At 51.3% G+C, this 21,855-nt stretch carries 20 protein-coding genes; 5 read left to right on the top strand and 15 right to left on the bottom strand.

The genetic code is table 11. The annotated features are described in order from the left end of the window. Window positions 1-20: 20 nt before the first annotated feature. The 6 genes from FFS57_RS13920 to FFS57_RS13895 all read right to left on the bottom strand — a co-directional run bounded on the left by FFS57_RS13920 (window position 21) and on the right by FFS57_RS13895 (window position 4,242). Window positions 21-308, bottom strand: a complete 288-nt coding sequence (locus tag FFS57_RS13920) for an Rdx family protein (RefSeq protein ID WP_137938410.1) — start codon at window positions 306-308, stop codon at window positions 21-23. A 14-nt stretch (window positions 309-322) separates the two neighbouring features. Further along, window positions 323-568, bottom strand: a complete 246-nt coding sequence (locus FFS57_RS13915; RefSeq protein ID WP_137938409.1) for a hypothetical protein — start codon at window positions 566-568, stop codon at window positions 323-325. Beyond that, the gene (locus FFS57_RS13910) at window positions 561-752 is read right to left on the bottom strand and encodes a hypothetical protein (protein ID WP_137938408.1); all 192 of its coding nucleotides are present in this window, start codon (window positions 750-752) and stop codon (window positions 561-563) included. The genes FFS57_RS13915 and FFS57_RS13910 overlap by 8 nt, the downstream gene beginning before the upstream one ends. 147 nt (window positions 753-899) lie before the next feature. Then, on the bottom strand, window positions 900-1,082 hold the full coding sequence (locus tag FFS57_RS13905) for a hypothetical protein (protein WP_137938407.1): 183 nt from the start codon (window positions 1,080-1,082) through the stop codon (window positions 900-902). A 94-nt stretch (window positions 1,083-1,176) separates the two neighbouring features. Further along, window positions 1,177-1,428 (bottom strand): translation initiation factor IF-1, encoded by a 252-nt coding sequence (gene infA, locus FFS57_RS13900; protein WP_137938406.1) that lies wholly within the window; start codon window positions 1,426-1,428, stop codon window positions 1,177-1,179. Window positions 1,429-1,917: 489 nt separating this feature from the next. Next, window positions 1,918-4,242, bottom strand: coding sequence for a Tex family protein (locus FFS57_RS13895; protein ID WP_137938405.1), 2,325 nt, complete (start codon window positions 4,240-4,242; stop codon window positions 1,918-1,920). 355 nt (window positions 4,243-4,597) lie between these two features. Between FFS57_RS13895 and FFS57_RS13890 the strand changes: the two genes are divergently transcribed. After that, window positions 4,598-5,416, top strand: a complete 819-nt coding sequence (locus FFS57_RS13890) for an alpha/beta hydrolase (RefSeq protein ID WP_137938404.1) — start codon at window positions 4,598-4,600, stop codon at window positions 5,414-5,416. Further along, entirely contained in the window at window positions 5,417-5,956 is a 540-nt protein-coding gene (thpR, locus tag FFS57_RS13885; RefSeq protein WP_137938403.1) for an RNA 2',3'-cyclic phosphodiesterase, read from the top strand. Between the two features lie 111 nt (window positions 5,957-6,067). Here the strand turns inward: thpR and FFS57_RS13880 are convergent, their stop codons facing one another. Next, window positions 6,068-6,979, bottom strand: a complete 912-nt coding sequence (locus FFS57_RS13880; protein ID WP_137938402.1) for a patatin-like phospholipase family protein — start codon at window positions 6,977-6,979, stop codon at window positions 6,068-6,070. A gap of 282 nt (window positions 6,980-7,261) precedes the next feature. Between FFS57_RS13880 and FFS57_RS13875 the strand changes: the two genes are divergently transcribed. The 3 genes from FFS57_RS13875 (at window position 7,262) to FFS57_RS13865 (ending at window position 12,176) form a co-directional block, all read left to right on the top strand. Continuing rightward, window positions 7,262-8,191 (top strand): hydrogen peroxide-inducible genes activator, encoded by a 930-nt coding sequence (locus FFS57_RS13875; RefSeq protein WP_137938401.1) that lies wholly within the window; start codon window positions 7,262-7,264, stop codon window positions 8,189-8,191. A 206-nt stretch (window positions 8,192-8,397) separates the two neighbouring features. Further along, entirely contained in the window at window positions 8,398-9,540 is a 1,143-nt protein-coding gene (locus FFS57_RS13870; protein WP_137938400.1) for an NAD(P)/FAD-dependent oxidoreductase, read from the top strand. A gap of 359 nt (window positions 9,541-9,899) precedes the next feature. Then, the gene (locus FFS57_RS13865; protein WP_137938399.1) at window positions 9,900-12,176 is read left to right on the top strand and encodes an NADP-dependent malic enzyme; all 2,277 of its coding nucleotides are present in this window, start codon (window positions 9,900-9,902) and stop codon (window positions 12,174-12,176) included. A gap of 96 nt (window positions 12,177-12,272) precedes the next feature. Here FFS57_RS13865 and FFS57_RS13860 read toward each other — a convergent pair whose 3' ends face one another. The 8 genes from FFS57_RS13860 to rimP all read right to left on the bottom strand — a co-directional run bounded on the left by FFS57_RS13860 (window position 12,273) and on the right by rimP (window position 21,743). Then, a complete protein-coding gene (locus tag FFS57_RS13860) occupies window positions 12,273-12,644 on the bottom strand; it encodes a DUF2237 family protein (protein WP_137938398.1) in 372 nt (123 codons plus the stop codon). 205 nt (window positions 12,645-12,849) lie between these two features. Then, window positions 12,850-14,976 (bottom strand): polyribonucleotide nucleotidyltransferase, encoded by a 2,127-nt coding sequence (pnp, locus tag FFS57_RS13855; protein WP_137938397.1) that lies wholly within the window; start codon window positions 14,974-14,976, stop codon window positions 12,850-12,852. A 266-nt stretch (window positions 14,977-15,242) separates the two neighbouring features. Next, on the bottom strand, window positions 15,243-15,512 hold the full coding sequence (rpsO, locus tag FFS57_RS13850; protein WP_137938396.1) for a 30S ribosomal protein S15: 270 nt from the start codon (window positions 15,510-15,512) through the stop codon (window positions 15,243-15,245). A 122-nt stretch (window positions 15,513-15,634) separates the two neighbouring features. After that, on the bottom strand, window positions 15,635-16,543 hold the full coding sequence (truB, locus tag FFS57_RS13845) for a tRNA pseudouridine(55) synthase TruB (protein WP_137938395.1): 909 nt from the start codon (window positions 16,541-16,543) through the stop codon (window positions 15,635-15,637). Beyond that, complete coding sequence (gene rbfA / locus FFS57_RS13840) at window positions 16,543-16,917, bottom strand: 30S ribosome-binding factor RbfA (protein ID WP_137938394.1); 375 nt, start codon at window positions 16,915-16,917, stop codon at window positions 16,543-16,545. The genes truB and rbfA overlap by 1 nt, the downstream gene beginning before the upstream one ends. An 87-nt stretch (window positions 16,918-17,004) precedes the next feature. Further along, entirely contained in the window at window positions 17,005-19,701 is a 2,697-nt protein-coding gene (infB, locus tag FFS57_RS13835; RefSeq protein ID WP_137938393.1) for a translation initiation factor IF-2, read from the bottom strand. A gap of 48 nt (window positions 19,702-19,749) precedes the next feature. Further along, window positions 19,750-21,228: a transcription termination factor NusA gene (gene nusA, locus FFS57_RS13830; protein WP_137938392.1), complete on the bottom strand. Its 1,479-nt coding sequence runs from the start codon at window positions 21,226-21,228 to the stop codon at window positions 19,750-19,752. 89 nt (window positions 21,229-21,317) lie between these two features. Beyond that, a complete protein-coding gene (rimP, locus tag FFS57_RS13825; protein WP_137938391.1) occupies window positions 21,318-21,743 on the bottom strand; it encodes a ribosome maturation factor RimP in 426 nt (141 codons plus the stop codon). Between the last annotated feature and the right edge of the window lie 112 nt (window positions 21,744-21,855).

Raw genomic sequence — 21,855 nt, 5'->3', positions numbered from 1 at the left:
AACAAGCTTGATGTTACCACTCAGTCTGCTTGTGCAACGCGATCGATATGGCCCAACGGCCGGTCTGGCGCGACCAGATCACGTACACACTGTTTCAACTGCCTGATATCCGGGAAACTTTGTTGGACTTTCCTATCCCAAAGCTCCACATCACCAATAGTGATTCTGAAAATACCACCAGTTCCCGGCGTTAAAGTAACGCCCCCCAACTCCGCTTCAAAGGTGGTCAACAGCTCCTGCGCCATCCAGGCAGCACGTAACAGCCAGTGACACTGAGTACAGTATTCAATTTGAATAATGGGTTTCATCTTAGCGAACTGAGTCAAGTTGAAAAATGAATGGCAAGCACATCTGCATCAGCCACTTCCCCCAAATCGACCACAATCGCTGGACTTTGTCCACGAATAGCCTGAGCGAGCCAGGGACGGCATCGACCACATTGCAAACCAGCCCCAGATACCAGCATCACACAGTCCACATCATGATCCCAGTCTTGGGCCATCACCAGCAACTCAGCGAAGGATCGGCGCTTACAGATGCAGCGGTCAATGACCAAGTGGTCAGCCACGACCAAACACCTTCTTCAGCAATCGACGCCACCAAGACAAGTCAGCTTGCTTTCGAGCAGGGGCTTGTCGTTCAAGCTCAAGGCTTTTTAAGGTAGCCACATGAATTTGTCGCATGCTCAAACCACCAGGCCCGATCATTTGCTCGGGATCACGTTTATCTGGTGCAGGGGGAGGAGTGCTCATGCTCATATTGTACGTCGAATGGCATACAAACCAAACCGGGAAAGCCAAACAGCCCGCCGTTCATCATCCCGAAGCTTTAGTGCAGGGGATATTCTGAGGCGGGCATCATTCCCAAATGGGGATCAGCTAACGGAGATGGCCGAGGAATCAACGCTGCGCGTTGATATAGGCATTACCGTGATAAGCCGCCGATGCCATACCCAGCACCGAGCGGAATGTGACTTCAATCAGATAGCCTAGCGGCTGAACGGATACAACTTCGAAATCAACCGGCGCACCATTGTATTGATCTACAACATGGTCTCCAGGCTGGAGTTCTTTTACTTTCATGGTCTTTCCTTTATTCATCTTTATTTTTAATGTTGATGCGCTCCACAGACTTTATCAATCAAGCATGACAACAACTGCTATATCCCGTTACAACTTAACGCGTTTGCGTTGCATCGTTGCGAGGGGCACCCAAATGGCGGAAGGTAATCCGTCCTTTGGTCAGATCATAGGGCGACATCTCAACGGTAACCCGGTCACCCATCAATACTTTGATGCGGTGCATCTTCATCTTACCTGAACCATAGGCCAAAATTTTGACGCCATTGCTTAAAGTAACGCGGTAACGAGATTCGGGCAATACTTCGGTAACGACACCTTCAAATTGAATCGTTTCTTCTTTTGACATTTTTAAGAATATCCTGTCTGCTTGAAACAGTCGCAGCCGAGGGCAAGTAGGCCGGTTCGGTACGTCTGTTTACGGGTAAACACATTACGTAGATGCCAACAAATGTGGAAATCTGCGTATCACAAGGTCAGAGCGAAACGGTGTATCTGTCGTCAAAATCGGCACAAAGCCACCTTGACACAGCGGATTCAGCAACGGCAGAAACACGATGCGATCAGCGCATAACGGCTGCAACAAGCGCTAAGTGCATCAAGGACGCTTCACGACGGTAGGCGATGAAGCAAGCCAAACAGGCAGGAAGTTGCTTGTAACTGAAGGGTATCGCACACACTGGCCAGCCACATCTGCGGTCTAGCCAAGCGGTCTAGTATACGATAAGCCTGTAAAAAACACCAGCCAGATTTTACTACCTGCCATTAGCAAGTATTACACCGCGCAATCAAGTTGGGAGCCCAGGTGGCACATGAAAATACGCCACCTGTTTCACTATCACCTTTTCAGTTTAGCAAAAGCGGCTGCCATAGCCGATTGCTGTGTCGATTGGCTATCTCGATTCACGCGATTGACTGCCTGTTTCTCCCGATTGCTTGCCGGTGACCGGCCGATCTCGCCGCTGACATGTTCCTTGGCCTTGTCAGCAATGCGCATGGTCAAGGCAATACGCTTACGCTTGGCATCCACCTCAAGCACTTTCACCTTCACGACATCGCCAGCCTTCACCACTTCACGCGGATCTTTGACGAACTTTTCGGATAAGGCCGAGATATGCACCAAGCCATCTTGGTGGACACCGATGTCGACAAATGCACCAAAGTTGGTGACATTGGTGACCACACCTTCCAGAATCATATCCGGCTGCAAATCACCGATTTCCTCAACCCCTTCTTTGAACTCAGCGGTCTTGAATTCTGGACGTGGATCACGACCAGGCTTTTCCAGTTCTGTCAGGATGTCCTTCACGGTAGGTACACCAAACTTTTCGTCGGTGAATTCCGCTGGACTCAGTTTTTTCAGGAACCCACTGTCACCAATCAAGCCATCAATCTGGCGACCACATTGAGCAATGATCCGTTCTACCACCGGATAGGCTTCCGGATGAACTGCCGAGCGATCCAACGGGTTATCACCATTCATAATGCGCAAAAAGCCTGCGGCCTGTTCGAATGTCTTCTCACCCAGACGCGGCACCTGCTTCAATTCCTTGCGGTTCTTGAATGCGCCATTGGCATCACGATAGGCGACAATGCTACTGGCCAAACTGGTAGTCAGGCCTGACACCCGCGTCAATAGCGGTACCGAAGCAGTATTGACATCAACACCTACTGCATTGACACAATCTTCCACCACCGCGCCTAGCGTACGTGCCAACTCACCTTGATTAACATCATGCTGATACTGGCCGACGCCAATCGATTTTGGATCGATCTTCACCAGCTCAGCCAGTGGGTCTTGCAAGCGACGCGCAATGGAAACTGCCCCCCGCAGGCTAACATCCAACTCGGGGAATTCACGTGCTGCTAGTTCTGATGCGGAATAGACCGACGCACCGGCCTCCGACACCACCAACTTCTGCAATTTGAGTTCTGGATGGCGTTTGAACAGATCCAGCACTAACTTATCAGTCTCACGACTGGCCGTACCATTGCCAATGCTGATCAATTCAGCTTTGTGTGTTGCGGCCAAGGCAGCAACCACCGCAATCGCTTGATCCCAGTCGTTACGGGGGGCATGCGGGTAGACGGTGGCGGTATCAACCAACTTACCGGTCCTGTCGACCACAGCCACTTTCACCCCAGTTCTCAGACCAGGGTCCAAACCGATGGTGGCCTTGGGGCCGGCCGGTGCCGCTAACAGGAGGTCTTTCAGATTGGCTGAGAATACCTTGATGGCTTCAGCCTCTGCTGCCTCACGCAGCTGGTTCATCAATTCCAGCTCGAGATGCAGGAATATTTTGACGCGCCAAGCCATGCGCACCGTATCCAACAACCAACGATCAGCTGACCGACCAGCATCTTTGATCCCGAAATGACTGGCCACCATCGCCTCACATGCATTTGGCGTAGTAGAACGTGGCGCATTCGGATCTTCATCCACCAATCTAAGCGCAATATTCAGTATGCCTTCGTTGCGGCCACGGAACAAAGCCAGGGCACGATGTGAGGGGATTGCTTTGAGCGATTCGTTATACTCGAAATAATCAGCAAACTTTGTGCCTTCGTCATTCTTGCCTTCCACAACGACAGACCAGACCACACCTTGCTGCCATAAGTGATCCCGCAATCGGCCCAACAGTTCAGCATCTTCCGCAAACTGCTCCATCAAAATTTGACGGGCACCATCCAGTGCAGCCTTTGTGTCGGCAATCCCACGATCAATGCTGATGTAGGCCGTCGCCGTTGCCTCAGGATCCATTGTCGGATCATTCAGCAAGCTATCTGCCAGTGGCTGCAAACCCGCTTCGCGTGCAATCTGTGCCTTGGTACGACGCTTGGGCTTATACGGCAGATAAAGATCTTCTAAGCGGGTTTTGTTATCAGCAAACATAATTTCTGATCGCAATTCGTCCGTCAATTTTCCTTGTTCGTCAATTGACTTCAATACCGTATCACGACGCTCTTCCAGTTCACGCATATAGCGCAAGCGTTCTTCCAGCATGCGTAACTGGGTATCATCCAATCCACCTGTCACCTCCTTACGATAACGGGCGATAAACGGGACCGTTGAACCTTCGTCCAGCAACTGGATAGCTGCGGCCACTTGGGCTTCACGGGCGTTGAGTTCGTCGGCAAGACGTTGGGGAATGCTTTTCAACATGAGGCAATCACACTGAACAAAATGACGGAAGGTGCGAACTTTGCGCAAACCCGGATAAAAAAGCAAGCCGATTGGCTTGAGACTGCAGGAAAAACCAACCAAGCTGTATTGCTCTATTTTTTCACTCCGCCTACGTTTTCTACCCGTCTAAACAGTACACCCATTGGCACCGATCATTCATATCGTCAAGTTCAAGCACCTTAAAACAAGTACCGCCAGAATACGTGCCGATTCAAAACTTTACAGCGGCGTGGAAACTCCATCACCGCCGACAGCTTGAACAGCAATTGACCAACATACCCACATTCCCAGCAAGGCATGCTTTAATGGGGTTATCAATTCACTCAGAGCCGTCATGTTCAACTATCGAACAAAGCCCCATCTGGATCTGGAATTGCTTCACCGGGCTCCTGCGGGCAAAGCCAAACCACATCCAATCCTTTTTATCCATGGCGCCTATTCGGCAGCATGGTGTTGGGAAACGTTCTATCTGCCCTATTTTGCGAGCCATGGCTACGATTGCTATGCACTGAGTTTGCGTGGCCATGGGGGCAGTGAGGGGCATGAATACCTGGCCCTGACCAGCATAGATGACTATCTGGCTGATATCCGCCAAATCACGCAGGATTTACCCACCCCTCCCATCTTGGTAGGTCATTCGATGGGTGGTATGTTGGCACAACTCTACCTGCACAAGTATTCCGCAGCTGCATTGGTGTTGATGGCATCAGTTCCACCAGAAGGCCTGCTGGGGGCCACTATGCAATTGGCGTTTCGCGAACCCCAGGCTTTTTTTGAGCTGAATCTGATCCATGCCAGTGACGGTCGTCTGTCAACCATTGCCAGCATCCGCCGCCAATTGTTTTCTGACTCCATGCCTGAACAACAAGCGGTACGCTATCTGGCGCGATTTCAACCAGAATCACACCGGGCGATTCTTGATCTGTCCTTTCTGCCCTTCCGTACGACAGATAAACCTGTCAACTTACCCGTGCTGGTCATCGGCGCAGAACAGGATGGATTGTTTCCCCCCTATCTAGTACATGCCACCGCCAGCCGTTATGGTGTACATGCGGAAATATTCCCGAACATGGCGCACGTAATGATGCTGGAACCTAACTGGGAAGAGCCTGCCAAACGAATTCTCAATTGGCTGAGTGAACAGGCTTTATAAATGGTACCGCCATTGCGACTGTTTATCGCCTTACCGCCGCCCACCAGCGTTCTGACACAGCTTGAGCGTGTTGGGCACATGCTACATCGGCAGTGTGGCGGTCGCCGGGTCAGGACCGATCTACTACACGTTACGCTGGCATTCTTGGGAGACACACCCATCGAACGGCTCAACGAGCTGATAAGCGTCTTTAATATGCTGCAACACGCCTCTATCTTTGCATTGCAATTGGACTGCTACGGCATATGGCGCCGGTCTGGCATTGGCTGGTGTGCTCCACAGTACATTCCCCCACCATTGATCGAACTGCATCAACGTATCAATCAGGGTTTGACTGGCCTTGGCCTACCAACGGAAACACGTCCTTTCAAACCCCATATCACCTTGTTACGTAAAGCTTTACATGCCCCCAACACAGAAATGACCGATGCCATTATCTGGCAAGTAGATCGATTTGCACTGATGGCATCCGAACTACAAGCCGATGGGCCGCACTATTCATCACTGGCGGAGTGGCCATTGCTCTCTGCAGGCAGATAATAGCTCATGCAACTGATTACCACGCACCAAAAAAAGGCCACATCAAGCGGCCCCATTCAGGTACTGATCAACCCACCCTCACTGATGAGGTAAGGGACCGTTGATATGCGCTTACACGCCATTACCTTTCCAGTTGGCCACCTTTTGTTTGATGTAGGGGATCGCAGCCACTGCTGCCTTGTCACCCACGTTGACAGCTTCATATTTGGAATCGAAATCTGCCCCACCAATTCGGCCCACTGCAGGTCGGATCACCACATCAGCATCGTTCAATTCATAACTGGAGATTGATTGTCCCATGATGGTCACTGTCTGCAGCAAAATGTCCATCATCCCATTCACCTTGCCATAGGTAGGTTTGGACGAAATATCAATTGCAATCACGATATCAGCGCCCATGGCCTTCGCTGCTCGCACAGGCACTGGGGAAGTCAGACCACCATCGACATATTCTGCGCCACTGATGATCACGGGTTCAAACACACCAGGCACGCTGCTGGATGCCCGTACCGCCTGGCCAGTATTACCTTGCCGGAAGCTGACCATGCGTCCGGTCTTCAAATCTGTTGCCACGGCGGCAAATGGCTTTTGCAGCTTTTCGATCGGCCGCCCCTGCAACAGTCGGTTGACAAAACTCTGCAATTCCTCCCCTTTGATAAAGCCTTTGGTCGAGAAGGTAAAATCGGCAATGCTGTCAGAATTGACCTGTCCGATCATGCTCATCATTTCGTTACCGCTCAATCCACCTGCATAAAGTGCACCAACTACGCTTCCCGCGCTGGTGCCCACCACAATGTCGGGCACGATGCCATTCGCTTCCAATGTGCGGATAACACCAATGTGAGCAAAACCCTTGGCAGCACCACCACCCAACGCCAACGCAACCTTGGGCTTCACATAGGGCCGTACTACTTTCGCCGGCTCAACAGACTTGGGTTTCGGATCAACAGGCGCATTGGTCGGTACCGTGGTACACGCACCCAACAGTGTCAACAGGGTAAGAGAAATCAGCAAACGTCTCATAGCATTCTGGGCCAGCCATCGGCCACTATTCACCGACAGCTTTACACCTTCCATTTAGGGAGAAAACAAGCGGCGTATTCTAACGTAGCCGTCGACAAAGTTCACAAATTGCAGATACAGCTTATGTTTACCCAACTTCTTTCCAATCACCCCGCCCAGCATCTTTACCAACGCCACGCCTGACAAGACCTGCAACCATTCTTTTCAATTGCAATACAACATGACTTGCCACACATATTAGCCGTAGACTATCGTGATAGAAATCGGGATTAGGAAGCCATCATGACGCTTACCGAACTACGTTACATTGTCGCCGTCGCACGCGAACGCCATTTCGGCCGCGCCGCCGAAGCCTGCTTCGTCAGCCAACCCACGTTATCCGTTGCTATTAAAAAATTGGAGGATGAACTGGGTGTGATCCTGTTCGAGCGCAATAGCGGCGACATTACCATCACACCTATTGGTGGTCGCATTGTGGAACAAGCCCAACGCGTGTTAGAAGAGACATCGGTCATCAAACAAATTGCCGCTCATGGCAAAGACCAATTGGCCAGCCCATTACGGTTGGGGGTCATCTTTACCATCGGCCCATATTTGCTACCCGACCTGATCCCTGCACTGCGTGAAGTTGCGCCACGCATGCCATTGATCATTGAAGAGAACTATACTGCCCGGCTGGCAGAACTGCTCAAACAAGGTGAAGTGGATGTGGCTGTGCTGGCTCTGCCCTTTGCCGAACCTGGCATTGTGGTCGAACCGGTCTATGACGAGGCTTTTCGTGTAGCCATGCCTGTTGGTCACGATTGGGAACAATTTCCCCAGGTGGACCCCGGCATTCTCAGCGACGAAAATGTCTTGTTACTTTGTGCCGGTAACTGCTTCCGTGATCAAGTCTTGCAGGTCTGCCCTGCATTGAATCGGTCCGCCTTCGCATCGCAGGGTCAGCACTCGACCCTGGAAGGTAGCTCGCTGGCAACCATTCGTTATATGGTTGCCAGCGGCAGCGGTGTCAGCGTTGTGCCTGCATCATCAGTTGAAGGCAAGTTTGCCGATGATAGACTCTTGAGCGTGCGCCCATTCAGCGAACCCAGCCCCACTCGGCGTATTGTATTGGCTTGGCGCAAAAGCTTCCCAAGACCTGATGCAATCGATACTGTGAAACAGGCCATTTTACGTTGTCAGTTACCAGGTACCTGCGCCGTCGTACATTAAATGCCGCCACAAACATGGGCAACTGTCAGGCAATAAGTGGGATACACCAAACATGCTGTCGGCAGGCCATGCTGATTTTGAGTCAACCAACTGCCGCACTTTACATTGCCGACCGACAGCTACCTCTAATCATTTGAAACGCTGGTGATTCAACGCACACTCCGTTACGCTTGCCCACTTTTGACAACTCGATGGTAAATTTCGCCATGATCCGACCTGTCATCATCATCGGTTCCGGCCTGGCCGGCTATAACGTTGCCCGCGAATTCCGTAAACTGGATAAAACCACCCCGCTGCTTATCATCACCCGTGATAGCGGTGAGTTCTATTCCAAACCCATGTTGTCCAACAGCTTGGCGAACAACAAGCAACCTGATCAGCTGGCAATGAAGAATTCAACTCAGATGGCGACCGAGCTGAATGCTGAAATATTGACACGGCAAACTGTCACTGCAATCGATCGTCTGCGGCAGCACATTACGCTGGCAGGCGAAGAACGTACCTATGAAAAGCTGGTCCTGGCTATGGGTGCGGATCAGATTGATCCCAAACTGACTGGGGACGCGCAAACAGATGTACTGACAGTCAATGACCTTGATGACTACCGCCATTGCCGAACCTTGCTGGCTGAGAAAAGACGCGTCGTCATTCTAGGCGCCGGACTGATCGGGTGCGAATTTGCCAATGATTGGTGTAGTGCCGGTTTCGATGTCAGCCTGATCGACCCAGCCGGCTGGCCCCTGTCTCGGCTATTACCCGAACAAGCTGGAGCATGGCTACAGCAACGACTTGGCAATATTGGTGTTCGTTTTCAACTGGGGGTGACCGCAACAACGATTGAACATACCAACGATGGATATCGTCTGAGCCTGAGTGATGGCAGCACCTTGGAAGCCGATCTGGTATTGTCTGCCATTGGGTTGAAACCGCGAACTCGTTTGGCAACAGAAGCGGGCTTGGTCGCCCATAAAGGTATAGTTGTCAACCGATCCCTGCAAACCAACGATCCCAATATCTATGCCCTGGGTGATTGTGCTGAAGTAGATGGCTTGAGCTTGCCATTTGTCATGCCCATTATGCAAGCAGCCCGTACATTGGCACCAATATTGGCCGGCCAGTCAGCCACCCTGAATTACCCAGCCATGCCTGTTTTGGTCAAGACCCCGGCCTGCCCAACCACAGTGTGCCCTCCCCCCAAACATGATGGGCAATGGCAGATTACGGAAACGACAACGGGACTTAAAGCACTATTCATGCATAATGGCCAATTGATGGGCTTTGCACTGCTAGGCGACACTCAAGCCGACAAACAGACCCTGGTCAATCAAACCCCCGGTTGGTTACGTTAGCTGATGCATAGTCCAACCTTGCGGCCCCTTGGTCTGGCAGATGCAAACCGGCTGGCAAGGTAGTGGAATCTCCACTACAACAAAGCACAGACAATACCAATTGTAGATTGAACATTTCTCATTACCTGCTATCTGAGCACAGATCAAACACATGTCGATATTCAGGCACGTAATGGCCGGTTCGTTTGATCACCTTATTTCCCTGTTATTTCAAAGTACGGGCCATATCGGGCTGGCCTGCTTTTTAACAGGATTGCTGACTGAGATATGGCCTAGGTGTAAACCACAAGCGCCACGTTTTCGAGCGAATCGCTATAATATTGCCCTCTCCGCAATAAAACCCCACGCAGGAGCCGTTTATGGATGACGAATTGCGCCGCAGCGCGCTGCACTACCACCAATTTCCCAAACCCGGCAAGATTCAGGTTGCGCCAACCAAGCCGCTTGCCAGCCAGCGCGACCTTGCACTTGCTTATTCTCCCGGTGTCGCAGCTGCTTGTGACGCAATCGTCGAAGACCCCGCTAATGCTTATGCCTACACCGCTCGCGGTAACTTGGTTGCAGTGATTTCCAATGGTACTGCCGTGCTGGGACTGGGTAATATCGGCCCGCTGGCTGGTAAGCCTGTCATGGAAGGGAAAGGCGTCCTGTTCAAGAAATTTGCTGGCATCGACGTGTTTGATATCGAAGTCAACGAAAACGACCCGGACAAGCTAGTTGATATCATTGCCTCATTGGAGCCCACATTTGGTGGTATCAATCTGGAAGACATCAAGGCACCTGAGTGCTTCTACATTGAGAAGAAGCTGCGCGAAAAGATGAAGATCCCGGTCTTCCACGATGATCAGCATGGTACCGCGATCATTACGGCAGCGGCGGTACTGAACGGCCTGCGCATTGTCGGCAAAGATATCAGCAAAGTGAAACTGGTCACGTCTGGTGCGGGCGCCGCAGCCGTTGCATGCCTGGACTTGCTGGTTGCGTTGGGTGTCAGCATGGACAACGTCATCATGTGCGACTCCAAAGGTGTCGTGCATACCGAGCGTGAAGACTGGGAAAAACTGGATGAGTCCAAACGCCGCTATGCCAAGCAAACGGATGCACGCACGCTGAAAGACGGCATCATCAATGCTGACATTTTCCTGGGCTTGTCTGGCCCCAAACTGGTTACCCAGGACATGGTCAAGACCATGGCGGCGCATCCACTGATCTTGGCACTGGCGAACCCCGAGCCGGAAATCCTGCCACCACTGGCGAAGGAAGCCCGTCCGGATGCCATCATTTGTACCGGCCGCTCTGACTTCCCGAATCAGGTCAATAATGTTCTGTGCTTCCCCTTCATTTTCCGTGGCGCACTGGATGTGGGTGCTACCACGATCAATGAAGAGATGAAACTGGCCTGCGTTCGCGCAATTGCCGATCTGGCCATGGCAGAACAATCGGATGTGGTTGCTGATGCCTATGTCGGTCAGAACCTCAGCTTTGGCCCTGATTACATCATTCCCAAGCCGTTCGATCCGCGCTTAATTCTGAAGATCGCACCTGCTGTGGCCAAAGCTGCCATGGAATCCGGCGTGGCAACCCGCCCAATCAAGGATATGCAGGCTTATACCGACGAACTGACTCAGTTCGTGTATAAGTCCAATCTATTCATGAAGCCGGTATTCAGCCTAGCCAAGCAATCGAAAAAGCGTGTTGTCTACGCCGAAGGAGAAGATGAACGCGTGCTACATGGTGTTCAGGAAGTTGTCGATCAGGGTCTGGCCCACCCGATTCTGATTGGTCGTCCCCATGTGATTGAGCAACGCATTCAGCGTCTGGGCCTGCGTATCAAGCCTGGTGTCGATTTCGAACTGGTTAATAACGAAAACGATCCGCGTTATGGGGATTACTGGCAAACTTATTACGAAATCATGCAACGTAAAGGCGTCAGCATCCAGTTTGCTCGCCGTGAAGTACGTCGCAAGACGACACTAATCGGGGCTTTGATGTTGCGTCGTGGCGAAGCTGACGCCATGATTTGTGGTACCTATGGCCAGTATCAAAGCCATCTAGAATTTGTCGAACAGGTCATCGGTCTGCGTGATGGCGTCAAGACTTTTGGCGCAATGAATGCGCTGATTTTGCCACACGGTAACGTGTTCATTGCGGATACATATGTGAACCCGGACCCAACTGCCGAGCAACTAGCAGAAATCACCCGCATGGCCGCCGATGCTGTCCGCCGCTTTGGTATTGCACCAAAAGTCGCCCTGCTGTCGCACTCCAGTTTTGGTACAGTAAATACACCATCGGCAACCAAGATGCGTCAGGTACTGGATATTCTTAATCGAATCGCACCAGATCTTGAAGTCGAAGGTGAAATGCATGGTGATGCTGCGTTGTCTGGCACAATTCGCCAGTTGGTGTTTCCCAATGCTCGCTTCAAGGAAGATGCCAATCTGCTGATCATGCCTACTCTGGATGCGGCAAACATCAGCTTCAATTTGCTCAAGGTGTCTGCAGCAGATGGCGTCACCATTGGGCCAATCCTGCTAGGTGCAGCCAAGCCAGTACATATTCTGACCCCAACGGCAAGCCCACGCCGAGTAGTCAACATGACTGCATTGGCTGTTGTGGATACAACGACTGTGTAAGTCCCAGTGCATTGCCAACAAAAAGCCCGTCAAATTGACGGGCTTTTTGTTGTTTACATAAGTCCGATGACTGTGCCAAATAAAATGGTCTGGTCATTATGGACGGTCAATTGCATACTCAACCAGCGTTTCAAGTGAAACCTTGTCCAAAATGGCTTCGTGTGTTGCCGCCAACATAAGCCTTGGCGCCGCACCATGTAGCAATGCTTCTACCCAGCGATCTGCACACAAACACCAATGATCACCCGGCTTCAGCCCAGTAAAACCATATTCTGGACGTGGCGTCGATAAATCATTTCCTCTTGATTTCGAAAATGCCAAAAAATCTGCTGTCATTGCCGCACAAACCACATGCTCGCCTACATCTGTATCATCGGTATTACAGCAACCATCCCGGAAAAAGCCCGTCATTGGTGATCGGCTACATGCCTCCAATGGCAAACCCAACACATTCAGCGACTCTTTCATACCATCCTCTATCATCAGTCATTTGCTTCAAAGTATGGCCTCATTACCGAGTAATGCCAATTACCGATCAGCACAACAATGGAAATACAACCTGATTCCCCACCCCAATTTGCCAATACCATGACAACAACCATATTTGACAGCCCTAAATTGAAACGCCCCGCATCAAAGCGGGGCGTTTTAAATCGGCCTAGCTAAAGGCTGATTATTCTGCAGTAGGTTGTTCGCTGGTAGGTGCTGGTGCAACTTCAGCCAGTAACGCCTTCATCGACAAGCGAATCTTACCCTTCTCGTCTTGCTCAAGCACCTTCACGCGAACTTGCTGACCTTCTTTCACATAATCAGCCACGTTGTTGACACGCTCATTAGCAATTTGCGAAATATGTAACAAACCGTCTCGGCCAGGCAGAATATTGACGATCGCGCCAAACTCAAGCAAACGAACTACCGTGCCTTCGTATATCTTGCCAATCTCTACCTCAGCAGTGATCTGCTCAATACGCTTCTTCGCTGCTTCTGCACCTTCCGCGCTAGTTGACGCGATAGTGATTGTGCCATCTTCAGCAATATCGATCTGCGTTCCGGTCTCTTCTGTCAATGCGCGAATTACCGCGCCACCCTTGCCGATCACATCACGAATCTTCTCCGGATTGATCTTCATCGAGTACATACGTGGTGCATGTTCGGAAATCTCGTCACGTGCGCCTTGCAACTCACCCTTCATGATGTTCAGGATATGCAGGCGCCCTTCTTTGGCCTGATCCAGTGCCACCTTCATGATTTCTTTGGTAATACCATTGATCTTGATATCCATCTGCAGTGCAGTCACGCCATTGGCAGTACCTGCTACCTTGAAATCCATATCACCCAAATGATCTTCATCACCCAAGATATCAGTCAACACTGCAAAACGGTTGCCATCCTTGATCAACCCCATGGCGATACCAGCCACGTGATCCTTCAAAGGCACACCAGCATCCATCAGTGATAAACTACCGCCGCACACAGATGCCATTGAGCTGGAACCGTTCGACTCAGTAATTTCCGACACAACACGCATCGAATAGCCAAAGTCAGTTGCCGCCGGCAATACAGCAACCAATGCACGCTTGGCCAAACGGCCGTGACCGATTTCACGACGCTTGGGTGAACCTACACGTCCAGTTTCCCCTGTGGAATAGGGTGGGAAATTGTAATGCAGCATGAAGCGCTCAGTATATTCACCAGTCAATGCATCAATGATTTGCTCATCCTGTTTGGTCCCCAAGGTAGCAACAACCAATGCCTGTGTTTCGCCACGGGTAAATAATACTGAACCGTGAGTCCGGGGCAACACTCCAGTGCGGATTGTGATTGGGCGGACTGTACGAGTATCACGGCCATCAATACGTGGCTCCCCAGCTAAAATTTGGCCGCGCACAATCTTGGCTTCCAGATCCTTGAAAATACCCTTAATCTGGTTGACTCGCTGAGTGTCCATATCTTCGGTGATCAACTGAGAAAAAACACGATCCGCGATTTCATCAATCTTGCCCGAACGCAGTTGTTTCTGCTTAATACGGAATGCCTCGTTCAGCTCTGCATCTGCCAGCTCAGCGACGCGTGCAATCATTGTGTCGTCTTTAACTGGCGGCTGCCAATCCCACAAATCTTTACCTGCCTCATCGGCCAATTCATTGATGGCATTGATGGCTGCTTGCATTTGATCATGGCCAAACACCACCGCGCCCAGCATGATATCTTCCGGTAGCTCCAACGCTTCAGATTCAACCATCAAGACAGCCTGAGCAGTACCCGCAACTACCAGGTCTAGCTGCGTTGACTTCAACTGAATCGCCGTTGGATTCAGTACATACTGTCCATCGACATAACCCACTCGTGCCGCCCCGATCGGACCATCAAATGGGATGCCTGAGACAGCCAAAGCAGCAGAGGCACCCAATAATGCAGGAATATCCGCATCAATTTCCGGATCGGACGACATAACCGTCGCAACGATCTGGACTTCATTGTAGAAACCTTCGGGGAAAAGTGGACGGAGAGGGCGATCGATTAGGCGGGAAGTGAGGATTTCTTTTTCAGACGGGCGGCCTTCACGCTTGAAAAAACCACCTGGAATCTTGCCAGCAGCGTAGGTACGTTCTTGATAGTCAACCGTCAACGGGAAGAAGTCTTGCCCGGGCTTAACACCTGTCGCACCTACAACTGTCACCAATACGACGGTGTCACCCATCGAGCACTTCACGGCACCGGTAGCTTGGCGTGCGATTTCACCGGTTTCGAAGGTAACGGTATGCTGGCCATACTGAAATGATTTTTTAACGAGACTCACGACGGTCCTTTCAAAAAAGTCGCGCAACGTGCAGTTCGTTTTGGCGTTGGTCAGAACGAGCAGGCTGTGGAAAGTGACCTGTAACAAGCCCTTGGTAAACAAGCCACTTTCAACAACCTGCCAGACGCTCGATAGAGACTGGACGCTGCGGGTTGAAATAAGAGAATGGAGACGGGCCGGATGGCAACCAGCTACCAGAATTGATAATCGGTCACCTACCCAACAAGACAGTCAGACAAAAGTCCGACCCGACTTCCAGATTTGGCTTACTTACGTAGGCCGAGCTTCTCGATCAGAGCGCGGTAACCATCCAGATCAGTATCCTTCAGGTAATCCAGCAAACGGCGACGGCGACTTACCATTTTCAACAGGCCGCGACGGCCGTGGTGATCTTTTTGATGGGTTTTGAAATGACCAGTCAGGTCGTTGATACGAGCAGTCAACAGTGCGACTTGCACTTGAGGGGAACCGGTATCGCCTTCTTGACGCGCGAATTGCTTAACTACTTCGGCTTTGCTTACAGCATTCATAGCCATGTTCGGTATTCTCCAAAATATTCAAAAACGCTTATTGTACCTTTGCAACAGGCACATTCTCAAGTTGTCGATGGCGAAGACTAACTTGCTTAGCGCAACACATAAACCACCAAGCACATGACTCAGCGATCAATCCTTAACACCCGCTTAGGTGCAATTTTGGCATCCGACGTCATCTCGCCCAATCCCAAAAAACCACCTAACGGGTCATACACACGTACCTCTCCGGCACACATGTTTACTTTATGACGAACCGATTGTCCGTGTGTAAATGCATAACTGGAGTCCGACGATATCTCGACCGAAGGTAAGGTGGACAATAGGCAATCCGCCGCCATCAGCAAGGCATCCCGCTCAGCCATGCCCATGGCTTCCAAAGCCTCAACGGTTACCGCATCATGCACATGAAAACCTGCTGTTCGAGTACGATGTAATCCAATTAAATGCGCACCGCAACCCAATTTCCGGCCGATGTCTTCTGCCAAGACCCGGATATATGTGCCTTTACTACAGGAGACATCAATCTTGATGACATCATGGCCCACCTCCAGAAGCTGAATCGAATAGACAGTCACATCTCGTGACTTACGTTCGATTTCAAGGCCCTGCCTGGCATACTCATACAACGCACGCCCCTGATGCTTCAAGGCAGAATACATTGGCGGCACTTGCTTAATCGGGCCGATCAAACACTGCAACACTAAGTTCAATTGCTCGACAGTGTATTGAACAGACCGCTGCTCAAGCAGATCGCCTTCAGCATCCCCAGTCGTAGTGGTCTGCCCCAGTTTGATGGTAGCAATATATGCTTTATCTGCATCCAACAGCGCTTGTGAGAACTTGGTCGCTTCCCCCAGACACACAGGTAACAACCCAGTAGCCAGCGGATCCAAATTGCCTGTATGCCCTGCTTTTTCGGCCTGATAAAGCCATTTCACTTTTTGCAAGACGCCATTACTTGAAAAACCCAATGGCTTATCAAGTAACAATACACCTGTAATTGGCCGTCTTATTCGTTTGAGCTGCTGCATCACGCTTCGTCATCGTCCTTGGCATGATCAGAGACGGCCTGATCAATCAAACTCGACAACTGCATACCACGCTCAACTGATACGTCATACTTGAAATGCAGCAATGGCATAGTGCGCATCTTGATGCGTTTACCTAACTCGTTTCGCAGGAACCCTGCAGCGTGCTCCAGCGTTTCAAGCGTTCGAGCTTGTTGCTCCGCGTCACCCAGAACGGTGAAAAACACTTTTGCATGAGAATAGTCACGCGTTACCTCCACGTCGGTGATAGTCAACATCCCAATACGTGGATCTTTCAAATCAAAACGGATGATGTCCGGCAATTCACGCTGAATTTGTTGACCAACGCGATCCGAACGGGAAAAGTCTCTTGCCATACTTCCTTACTCGCTGCGAGCGAGGCGCTCTCGCCCGCAATGTCCCAACAGGCTGCCAAGGTAATACTGACAGCCTGTATCGGACAATTAGAGCGTACGTGCAACCTCAATGATTTCATACACTTCGAGGAAGTCACCCTCAACGATATCGTTAAAGTTGCGAACCTGCAGACCACATTCGTAGCCTAGCTTCACTTCCTTCACGTCGTCCTTGAAACGCTTTAGTGACTCCAGCTCACCATCGTGGATCACCACGTTACTACGCAACACACGAACACGTGCATTACGTTTGATCAGACCATCATGCACAAAACAACCGGCGATCGTACCGATCTTTGATACATGGAATACCTGACGGACTTCAACATTACCAATTACCTGCTCTCGCTTCTCTGGCGCCAACATGCCGGACATCGCTGCTTTAACATCATCCACCGCTTGATAGATAATGTTGTAGTAACGAATATCGATACCTTCAGATTCAGCGAGTCTGCGAGCATTGGCATCAGCACGAATGTTGAAGCCAATGATGACAGCCTGCGATGCAATGGCCAAGTTGACATCTGATTCGGAAATCGCCCCGACAGCACCGTGTACGATATTGACACGCACTTCTTCGGTCGACAGTTTTTGCAGTGAGGCAGCCAGTGCTTCGCACGAACCTTGTACATCAGCCTTGATGATCAAAGGCAGGTTCTTCACCTCCCCTTCACCCATTTGCTGGAACATGTTCTCAAGCTTCGCAGCTTGACGCTTAGCCAACAAAGTATCGCGGAACTTACCTTGACGGAACAAGGCGATCTCTCGGGCCTTGCGCTCATCTTGCAGCATCAGCACTTCTTCGCCGGCATTTGGCACATCAGATAAGCCTTGAATTTCACAAGGAATGGACGGCCCCGCAGATTGAATCGGCTTCCCATTCTCATCCAGCATCGCGCGAACCCGACCAAACGCCGACCCAGCCAGAATAACATCACCACGCTTCAAGGTACCGGACTGCACCAGGATGGTCGCCACCGGGCCCTTACCTTTATCCAGTCGCGCTTCGATAACCAAACCTTTTGCGGGCGCATCTTTCGCCGACTTTAGTTCCAATACTTCAGCCTGAAGCAAGATACCTTCCAGCAGGTCGTCAATACCGTGGCCAGTCTTGGCAGATACGTCAACAAACATGGCATCACCACCCCAGTCCTCGGGTACAACTTCCTGTGCCACCAACTCCTGACGGATGCGCTCTGGATTGGAATCCTGCTTATCAATCTTGTTCACCGCAACCACGATAGGCACGCCAGCCGCCTTGGCATGGTGGATCGCTTCAATAGTCTGAGGCATCACACCATCATCTGCCGCAACGACCAATACTACGATGTCCGTTACCTTGGCACCACGTGCACGCATTGCTGTAAACGCTTCGTGACCTGGGGTATCGAGGAAAGTGATCATTCCACGCTCGGTTTCTACATGATACGCACCGATATGCTGGGTAATACCACCAGCCTCACCGCTTGCCACTCGAGTACGGCGAATATAGTCCAGCAGTGAAGTCTTACCATGATCGACGTGCCCCATGACCGTCACAACCGGTGCGCGAGGCTCAACCCGCAGCTCGGACTCAGCATGATCCGCCAAGAATGCTTCGGGGTCATCCGCCTTCGCTGCCTGTGGCTTATGGCCCATATCTTCAGCCACGATCATGGCTGTTTCCTGATCCAATACCTGATTAATGGTCACCATCATGCCCATTTTCATCAAGTTCTTGATCACTTCGGCAGCCTTGACCGACATTTTATGGGCCAATTCAGCAACCGTAATGGTTTCCGGAATCACCACCTCGCGAGAAATGGGCTCAGTCGGCTGCTGGAAAGCATGCTGCGCGTCGCCACGATTGCGACCTTTACCGCCAGCACGCCAACCACCACTCGAGTCACCCCCACGCACCTTGAGACCGCGCTTTTTGTTGGCAGAGTCATCCCAACCAGACTCGCGCCCACCACCAGATTTGCCCTTGTCGGCCTTTTTGTCTGCAGCCTTAGGAGGCTGCGTTGCAGCCTTGTTTGCTGCGGGTTTATTTGCAGGCTGCGCAGGACGTTGAGCCGGCTTGGGTGCTTCAGTAGTTCGATGTTCGGATACGTGCAAAGTTGTGTCTGCCTTAGATGGTGCTGGTACTGGGGTTACTTCTACGGGCGCGGGAGTCGGAACAGGCTCAGGCATGATCGCAACTTCAGCCACAGGCTCTTCTTTGATCACAACCGCCGACTCAACTGTTTTTTCTTGGCCAACGGCATCATGCGCCCGGCGCTCTGCTTCACGAGCCTGTTTCTGACGGAGCTCTTCTGCCTGACGCTGCTGCAATTCAGCCTGACGGCGCGCATCTGCTTCACGTGCAGCACGCTCTTGCTCGTCAATCACAGATACCTGCGGCAGCACGACTTCAATTTCCGGCTCAGGCATCGGAGGGACATCCTCAGCCACTGATGCATCATTTGGATCACGCTTCACAAATACACGCTTTTTGCGTACTTCAACCTGAATCGTGCGCGCTTTTCCGGTAGCATCCGACTTTCGGATTTCAGACGTCTCTCGACGTGTCAGCGTAATCTTTTGCTTGTCGTCCTTATTTCCGTGAGAACGGCGCAAGTAGTCCAAGAGACGCGTCTTATCCTGCTCGGTCAAGAGATCGGTCGTCTTGCTCTTGCTGACACCCGCTGCTTTTAGTTGCTCCAGTAGCAATTCCGACTGAAGGCCCAATTCGCTGGCAAACTGTTGTACGTTCGTTTCCGCCATTACGACTCCTAAATGTATTGCATGCCTGATCGTGAGTCAGATGCACTGTTACTCGGCGAACCAGTGTGCGCGGGCTGACAGAATCAGCGCCTTGGCACGTTCCGGCGTCATACCGGTCATCTCGACCAGGTCGTCGACTGCCAGGTCTGCCAGATCGTCACGTGTTGCCACGCCTTTCTCGACCAGCGCATGCGAGGTGTCGGCGTCCATACCTTCGATACTCATGAGGCTACCGGCCTCGTTTTCCTTTTTCTCTTCGCTGGCAATCGCTTGTGTCAGCAAAGAATTACGTGCGCGACTACGTAGCTCATTGACGAGATCCTCATCAAAACCTTCGATCTCCATCATTTCGGCCAAGGGCACGTAAGCGACTTCCTCCAGTGTCGAAAAACCTTCCTGCACCAGCACTGAAGCCACTTCCTCATCAACATCAAGTGACAACATGAACAGATTACGGATCTGCTCATACTCAGCCTCATGCTTCTTTTCAGCCTCATCAACCGTCATGATATTGATCGTCCAGCCAGTCAGTTCGGAAGCCAGTCGAACGTTTTGACCGCCACGACCAATTGCCTGCGCCAGTTGGTCTTCATCAACCACCACATCCATGCTGTGCGTGTCTTCGTCAATGACGATACTGGTTACCTCAGCAGGCGACAGCGCGTTGATAACGAACTGGGCCGGATCATTCGACCACAACACGATGTCAACACGCTCACCCGCCAGTTCATTGGTTACCGCTTGCACACGGGAGCCACGCATGCCAATACATGTGCCTTGAGGGTCAATGCGCGGGTCGTTGGACTTAACGGCAACCTTGGCACGCAAACCTGGATCGCGAGCTGCAGCCTTGATCTCAATCAAACGTTCTTCTATTTCCGGCACTTCCAGCTCAAACAATTTGATCAGGAATTCTTTGGCCGTACGCGACAAAATCAATTGTGGGCCACGGCCACCACGATCAATACGTAACAAGAACGCACGGGCACGATCGCCAACGCGAAGGTTCTCTTTGGGGACCATGTGCTCACGTGGCAACAACGCTTCAAGCTTGCCGCATTCAATGATGGCGTTACCACGCTCGATGCGCTTGATCACACCGTTGACCAAGTGCTCCCGACGTTGCAGAAAATCATTCAGCAACTGCTCACGCTCCGCATCACGAATACGCTGCAAAATCACCTGCTTGGCAGTTTGAGCGCCAATACGACCAAACTCAATTGCTTCCAGCGGGTCTTCCAATACGTCACCGACTTCGATATCGGACTTTTGCTTGCGGGCTTCCGTCAGGCCGATTTCCCGACCTTCAGATAACCAATCCTGATCAGCCACCACATGCCAGCGACGGAATGACTCATACGCGCCAGAACTGCGGTCGATGGAGACGCGAACATCTACATCCTCATCCGAGAAACGCTTTTTTGTCGCCGACGCCAGCGCAAGCTCAAGTGCGCCAAATACAATTTCCTTGTCGACGTTTTTTTCGCGCGCCAGCACATCTACCAGCGACAACATTTCGCGACTCATCTATCACACCTCCGGCTTCATTACCTATGGGCGGGCAGTAGGCCCGCCAATCTCATATAGCGTTGCGTTTTCCAACCCACGCGATTTCGTCAGAACTGAGGATCCAGTCGAGCCCGGTCAATATTGGATAGATCGATCTCGACTGGGGCACCGTCCACCTCCAGGTTGAGACGACCATCGTGCAGGCCAATCAATGTCCCAGCAAAAGTCTTGCGCCGATCAATCGGCACACGAAGCTTGATCTTGACCTTTTGGCCAGCAAAACGGGTGTAATCAGACTCTTTGGTCAGCGGCCGATCCAACCCTGGCGACGACACCTCAAGCCGTTCGAAATCAATGTTTTCAACCATGAACATGCGTGTCAGGTGATTACTGACCTTGACGCAGTCGTCTACCGTGATACCGTTCGGCGAATCCATGAATATGCGAATCATCCCGCCACGCCCAAGCTCCAGGTCGACCATTTCATAACCCAAACCCGTCAGCGTTGTTTCAAGCAGATGCCGCAAATCCATATATTCCGTCCTGAGAAATAAAAAATGGGCGTAACGCCCATCTCTAGAAAATCGATAAGAGTTTACCAGAAAACCATTACCGAGACAAAGCCCCATTGAATAAACAGTAGGT

This window comes from Chitinivorax sp. B (assembly GCF_005503445.1).
Lineage (GTDB): Bacteria > Pseudomonadota > Gammaproteobacteria > Burkholderiales > SCOH01 > Chitinivorax.
This window is presented reverse-complemented; position numbering and strand designations above follow the sequence as displayed.